Genomic DNA, 6,402 nt, shown 5'->3' with positions numbered 1-6,402 from the left:
ACGCCACAGCAGGCGTCGGCGTCCTGAAGACACTCCTGGAGACACGGCTGACCGGCCTGAGTCAGGACGAGTTCGCCCGCGACGTCTGGGCGCGCACAGCGCTGCTCACACGCGGTGCGAGCGACTTCTCCGATCTGTTCTCCGCCGAAGCCGTGGACGAACTGATCTCGCGTCGCGGGCTGCGTACCCCCTTTCTCCGGGTGGCCAAGGACGGCTCCACGCTCCCTGAGTCCTCCTTCACCTCATCCGCCGGTGTGGGTGCCACCATCGGGGACCAACTGGACGACACCGCTCTGTGGCGCATGTTCGCCGACGGCGCCACCCTGGTCCTGCAGGCTCTGCAGCGGACATGGGCGCCGGTCGCGGACTTCGGCGCACGCCTGAGCACGGAGCTGGGCCATCCGGTGCAGGCCAACGCCTACGTCACTCCGCCGCAGAACCGCGGGTTCGACGACCACTACGACGTACACGACGTGTTCGTCCTTCAGATCGAGGGCACCAAGCGCTGGCTGGTCCGGGAGCCGGTCCATCCCGACCCACTGCGCGATCAGCCCTGGACCGACCGCCGCAGCGCCGTCGCCGAGGCGGCGAAGGGCGAGGCCCGCATCGACACCGTTCTGGAGCCCGGGGACGTCCTCTACCTGCCGCGGGGCTGGCTGCACGCCGCGCAGGCGCAGGGTGAGGTCTCGATCCACCTGACACTGGGAATCCACACCTGGACGCGTCACGCCCTGGCCGAACAACTCGCCCAGGCCGCACTGGCGGTGCTGCGCGACGACCCCTACATGCGTGGCACCTTGCCGCTGGGCGTGAGCGGGCCGGACGGCGAGATCGACAGCGTCCGTGAAAGCCTCGTCGCCGCCATCGCCAAGGCCGATCCCGCCCCGCTCTTCCACCGCGCACGCCGAGGCCATGGACGACCCGCAGCACTGGGACCGCTGGCCCAGCTCAACGCCGTCGACGGCCTCGGACCCCACTCCCGGGTGAGGCTTCGCGGGGAGCTGGAAGCGCGGCTGGAGGGCCGGCGCCTGGCCACGCGCGTGGGCTGGCTGGACTTCCCGGAAAGCGATCTGCCGTCGGTGGCCCGCATGCTCGACGGCGAGGTCCGCACCGCCGGCGAACTCGGCGTCGAACTCGTCGAGAGACTGCTGCGCGCGGGCGTACTGGTGCCCGCGGAACAGTGACGTGGCCCCGTTGACAGCGGCAGAGCGCTTCTTCTGCGCTGACGCCGCGCGCAGACGTGCCGACTCACTCGCGGGCACGGCACCGTACGGCTCCGTCTGGGTCCTCATCGAATACCGGGGCGGCTGGCCCCCCAACGGCTTCGACGGCCTCGACCTCGACCCCGCCACCAAGAAGCGCGTGTTCGCCGCCGCCCAGGCGGTGCGGGCACGCGTACTGCTCATCAGACGGCCCGGACGCCGCAACCACGACGGCGCGAAACGCTGGGCCGTGCTGCGCCACGCAAGCTCCGGCGCCCACCGCCAGCGATGGGGCACATGGAGCCGCGACCAGGATCTGTCGGCAATCGCCGACGCCCTCAACACCCCCGGAGAACTCGGCTGCCCACCCGTCGTCCTCGTCTGCACCCACGGCCAGCACGACACCTGCTGCGCCGTGCGCGGCCGCCCCGTGGGCGCTGCTCTCGGCGAGCGATGGCCGCACCTGGTGTGGGAATGCACCCACGTCGGCGGCGACAGGTTCGCGGCCAACGTCGTCGTCGCTCCCGACGGCGTCTACTACGGCAATCTCGACGCCGCCTCATCGGTGGCCGTGATCGAGGAGCACATGGCCGACCGCATCGGCGCGAAGCATCTGCGCGGCTACACGGACCTCTTCCCGCCGCAGCAGGCTGCTCTCTCAGCCGTACTCGAACGCTTCGGCCCGGCAGGCCGACACACCTACGAGATCGTCGACACGGCCCGCGAGGACAACCACTGGCGCATCCGCTTCTCCGGCCGCCCGCCCCACCCGACGGCCATCGACGTCGAGGTGCACTCCCACCGCACACCACCGTGCCAGCTCACGTGCCGCGGTCTGTCCATGAGCTCGGCCGCCGTCTACGAGGTCACCTCGATCGGCGTCGGCTGAGCCGACTCCTGCCACCGACACGCCCCCGTTGAGCCGTTGGTGTGGCGTGATGGGGCGCAGGGGTAGGGAGGTGAAGCGAAGCGGAGGTACGGCGGTGGGAGTTTCCTGGTGGATATTGCGGCCCTGATCGTGTCGTTGCTGGCGTTCGGGGTGTCGGGCCTGGTGTCCCTACGGCAACTGAGGCTGTCCCAGCACGCCAACGCACTGCCCGTGATCGTGGACTTGTTCCGGGAGCATCGCAGCCTGCGGCTGGCACGAGCGCGGAGCTTCGTACATGAGGAGCTGCCCGCCTACGACCTCTCCCTTGGCTTGGCCGGGCTTCCGCAGGAAGGCCGTGATCTGGTGCGCGAGCTGGGCTGGTACTACGACAACCTCGGCGCCCTTGTCACCCACGGGGTAGTGGCCATAGAGCCGGTCTCCGGCTACCTGGGAGGATCGGTGCTCTCGGTATGGGAGCACATGGAGCCACTGGTGAAGGCAGAACGGGCCCGGCGTGCACGGAGTGCGCTGCCAGATCCCCACCGGTGGCAGGCGTATTTCGAGAACCTCTATCACCTGGTCCGCGAGATGCCTGCGGAACGAGCCAGATCACAGGCTCCGTTGTGGCGCCCGCCCAGCTGACCGCAGACAAAAAAGCGAGCGCGCCACCGAAAAGGAGGGTCGGTGGCACGCTCGCTCGGGCCGTGTCGAGCCGGTGGGCTCTTACGGTGTTATGCGGCTGGTCAGCGGTTGACGCAGGTGTTGCCGAACGCCGGGTTGAGCAGGCCGATGACGTCGACGGTGTTGCCGCACACGTTGACCGGGATGTGGACCGGGACCTGAGCCTGGTTGCCCGAGAGCACGCCCGGCGAGCCCACGGCAGCACCCTGGGCACCGGCGTCAGCGGATGCCAGGCCAGCAGCGCCCATCACGAGGCCACCGGTGGCCAGCACCACGCTCATCGTCTTCTTCATGGCAGACATACTTCTTTCTCCTTGGGTTCGATCAAGCGGAAGGCGCCAAGCCAGCCTCAACAGACGTCGCGCGGCCGGAGCACCCCGCTTCTTTGGCGCCTGCGCTGGTCAACGCCCTGATCGGACTGCAGACACGCTGATTCCCCCGAATGCCGACCCCAGGATGAATCGTTCGTCAGTTCTCCTTGTCCGGGCGGAGGATGACCGGCAGTTCCCGGTGGCCGTTGGAGATGAATGACTCTCCGGGGCGCAGCGTGGACGCGGGGGCGGCCAAGGCGAGATCGGGGTAGCGGGTGAACAGCGCCCGCAGCGCGGTCTCTGCCTCCATGCGCGCCAGGGCGGCACCGAGGCAGACGTGGACGCCGTGGCCGAAGGCGAGGTGGTTCTTGCTGACCCGGGTCAGGTCGAAGGTGTCGGCGCTCGGACCGTGGAGGTCGGGGTGCCGGCCCGCCGCCGCGTAGGAGGCGAGGATGGCGTCGCCCTGGCGGATCGTGAGGTCCTGGCCCAGCGAGATGTCCTCGACCGCGAACCGCATGGGCAGGTGGGCGACGGGCGCCTCATAGCGCAGCGTCTCCTCGACGACGTCCGTCCACGTGCTCTTGCCCTCGCGGATCAGGGCGAGCTGTTCGGGGTGGCTCAGGAGCGCCGCGATGGCCTGGTCCAGCAGGTTGACGGTGGTCTCGTAGCCCGCACTGATCACGAGGAGGAGAGTGTCGAGGAGTTCCTGCTCGGTCAGCGCGGAACCGTCGCCGTCCTCGGCGTCGTCCCGGGTGGAGATGAGTACGGAGGTCATGTCCTCGCCGGGCTCGGCGCGCTTGGCCGCGACCATGTCGGCCAGGATCGCGTACAGCTCCTTGGTGTTGTCGGCGGCCTGCTCGGGGCTGAGCGTGGTGTCGAAGACTCCGTCGACGGTACGGCGGAAGTCCGGCTGGGAGTGGTCGGGGAGCCCCATGAGTTCGCTGATGACCCGGATGGGGAGCGGATAGGCGAAGCGGTCGCGCAGGTCGGTGGGTTCTCCGGCGGGGATGGTGGCGAACTCGTCGAGCAGTGCGTGGGATATCGCCTCGATGCGCGGCTGCAGGGCGGCGATGCGGCGTGCGGTGAAGGCCGGGCTGACCAGACGCCGCAGGCGTCGGTGGTCACCTCCGAAGGCGGTGAACATGTTGTCGACGGCCACCCACAACGCGAGTGGCCAGGTGCCGACGACCTTGTCGGGGAACAGCGGCCAGTGCTGCCGGGGGTCCTTGGAGACCCGCGGATCGGTGAGGAGCTGTTTGAGCAGGGCCGGGTCGGTCACGGCCCATGCCTCGACCCCCAGGACGTCGACGCGGGCGGCCGGGCCGCGCGAGCGTAACTCGGCGTCTTCCGCGTGCCGGTCGCTGCCGGTGGCGTCCAGGACGAGGATCTGGTGCTGGTCCATGCGGGAGCTCCTCAAGGTGTGGGGGATGCGATGGTGCGCGGCGGTCGGCGGCAAGGGGTGGCAGGCCTCATCTCGGCAGGTACATCGCGGAGTTGCTCAACGGAGGCGGCCTGACGGATCAGCGGCCGGTCGGTGGTCTGGGCCGGGCAGGAGACACAGTAGTTGTCCATCTGCGGGCGGGTGAAGGCCACTTCGGGGCGGGTGAATCGGGTGAATCGGGTGACTCGGATGACTCGGGTGGTGAGGGTGCTGCGGCGATCCCGTGGCCGCGCGGGCCGATGGCTCCGCCGGAGCGGCCGAATGGCTGCGTCCCGCACGTCGGTCGTGCAAGAGATCGAATCGCTGCGGCGCGTTGACCGTGGAGGGCACACGCCGCCGGTGGATCATCGGAATGTACGGCGCATGCTCGAGCCCCCTGGTCGCCCGGGAGGCGCTGCTGGAAGAGCGCCACGAGAGGGAACAGGAAGAGAGCTGCGAGCGCGCCGAGCGCGACCGTCGCCGCGCGGAGGAAAGAGACTGCAATGACCGACGCCATCGTCCTGCTCGGAGTGGTCATCGGGCTGTCTGTGCAGATCCAAGCGGTGTGGGACCTGAGCCGTGCCCCGCGCGAGGGGGAGGACGCGGACGCCGTGCAGGCTCAGGCGATCCTCCTGGCCATGGCGGGAGCCCTGTGCGCTGTCGTGGCCCTCGGCGTGGCGCTCTTCGTCCCCGCTTACTGAGCGGATTGCGCTTCTTTCCCGCGTGCTGCAGGCCGCGTGCCGCGGCTGTCGCGTGACGGAGCGCACCTCACTACTACCCGTGGGTAACTTCACGTAGGGTGCTGGTCGCGGGCAGCCGGCCCGCCGGCTGTGCAACAGGCAGCCACCGCACGGCAGACGGGCTGCCGCACCACGCAGCCCGGGCAACAGAAAGGACCCGTCCTCATGGCCGCATCACGTCGGCTTCGCGCCGCAGTGCTCCCGCTGGCCCTGGTCGTCTCCGCAGCCGCCTTGGGCACCGGAGCCGCCATGGCCGCACCGGGGGACGAGACCTCCCATGCCGCACCGAACACGGCCGAGCAACGCCCGACCTGGGCCATCGCGCACCGGGTACTGACCACGGGCGGGGTGACCACGGCGCTCTCGAACGGGGCCAACGCACTGGAGATCGACGCCACGGCCTGGCGCAAGGGCTGGTGGGCGGACCACGACGGCACCCTCACCAGCGCCGGTGACACCATGTCGGACATGTTCGACCAGGTGGCGAAGGAGCACGAGGGCGGACGTCGCGTCTCCTTCGTCTGGCTCGACATGAAGAACCCCGACTGGTGCGACAGCACTGACCCCGAGTGGCGCCACTGCTCCGTGGCCGCACTGCGGGACATGGCGCGCGAGAAGCTGGAGAGCAAGGGGATCCGCGTCCTCTACGGCTTCTACGGCACGGAGGGCGGCAGCGGTTGGAAGAGCCTCCTCAGCGACCTGAAGCCCAAGGAAGCGGTCAGCTACAGCGGCGACTACGCGCAGGTCAGGGACGGCTTCGCCGAGCACGGGCCCGATGTCCCCGGCTCCCAGCGGGTGATGGACAACGGACTGTTCAACATGGCGCTGAAGTTCGACGGCATTCGCAAGGAACTCGAGGCAGGCAGGCAGCCCCGGGACGCCGGAGACCTCGCGCAGACCGTCGGCTGGACGGTGGGCAAGGGGGACGGCGAGCGCGCCGCCACACTGCTCGACTCCGCCGACGGGGGTGCCGCCGTGGACAGCCTGATCTACGGCAACCGGATGTCGTGCTACCCCGACGGCGTCAACGGCCCGAAGGGCTGCGGCACCGACGACAGCGGGGTACGGGAATCGCTCTCGTACATCACGGACTACGTCAAGGCCCACCCCGACACCCGCCGTATGGCCACCCCGAAGGACATCCCCTTCGGCAGCTGACAGCGACGGAGCTGCGCGGGGC

At 69.5% G+C, this 6,402-nt stretch carries 7 protein-coding genes; 5 read left to right on the top strand and 2 right to left on the bottom strand.

The window, feature by feature from the left end; all coding sequences use genetic code 11:
- The 3 genes from ACWGIH_RS36600 to ACWGIH_RS36590 form a co-directional block, all read left to right on the top strand.
- The coding region (locus ACWGIH_RS36600) for a cupin domain-containing protein (RefSeq protein WP_453691752.1) at nucleotides 1-1,184 on the top strand (1,184 nt) is incomplete at its 5' end.
- Nucleotides 1,185-1,194: 10 nt separating this feature from the next.
- Entirely contained in the window at nucleotides 1,195-2,091 is an 897-nt protein-coding gene (locus tag ACWGIH_RS36595) for a sucrase ferredoxin (RefSeq protein WP_453449379.1), read from the top strand.
- 108 nt (nucleotides 2,092-2,199) lie between these two features.
- The gene (locus ACWGIH_RS36590; RefSeq protein ID WP_453449367.1) at nucleotides 2,200-2,712 is read left to right on the top strand and encodes a DUF4760 domain-containing protein; all 513 of its coding nucleotides are present in this window, start codon (nucleotides 2,200-2,202) and stop codon (nucleotides 2,710-2,712) included.
- Nucleotides 2,713-2,813: 101 nt separating this feature from the next.
- Here the strand turns inward: ACWGIH_RS36590 and ACWGIH_RS36585 are convergent, their stop codons facing one another.
- Together ACWGIH_RS36585 and ACWGIH_RS36580 are read right to left on the bottom strand one after the other, a co-directional pair.
- Nucleotides 2,814-3,044, bottom strand: coding sequence for a chaplin (locus ACWGIH_RS36585; protein WP_371750002.1), 231 nt, complete (start codon nucleotides 3,042-3,044; stop codon nucleotides 2,814-2,816).
- A gap of 175 nt (nucleotides 3,045-3,219) precedes the next feature.
- Nucleotides 3,220-4,464 (bottom strand): cytochrome P450 family protein, encoded by a 1,245-nt coding sequence (locus tag ACWGIH_RS36580; RefSeq protein ID WP_453449366.1) that lies wholly within the window; start codon nucleotides 4,462-4,464, stop codon nucleotides 3,220-3,222.
- Between the two features lie 521 nt (nucleotides 4,465-4,985).
- Here ACWGIH_RS36580 and ACWGIH_RS36575 point away from each other — a divergent pair.
- Together ACWGIH_RS36575 and ACWGIH_RS36570 are read left to right on the top strand one after the other, a co-directional pair.
- A complete protein-coding gene (locus ACWGIH_RS36575) occupies nucleotides 4,986-5,183 on the top strand; it encodes a hypothetical protein (RefSeq protein ID WP_363212987.1) in 198 nt (65 codons plus the stop codon).
- A gap of 204 nt (nucleotides 5,184-5,387) precedes the next feature.
- Nucleotides 5,388-6,380 carry a phospholipase gene (locus tag ACWGIH_RS36570; protein WP_453449365.1) on the top strand — a complete coding sequence of 331 codons (993 nt, stop codon included), beginning with the start codon at nucleotides 5,388-5,390 and terminating at the stop codon, nucleotides 6,378-6,380.
- Nucleotides 6,381-6,402 lie beyond the last annotated feature (22 nt).

The sequence above is a fragment of the Streptomyces sp. NPDC054872 genome (genome assembly GCF_053610705.1).
The sequence above is the reverse complement of the archived record's forward strand: the minus strand, read 5'-3'. Positions and strand labels throughout refer to the sequence as shown.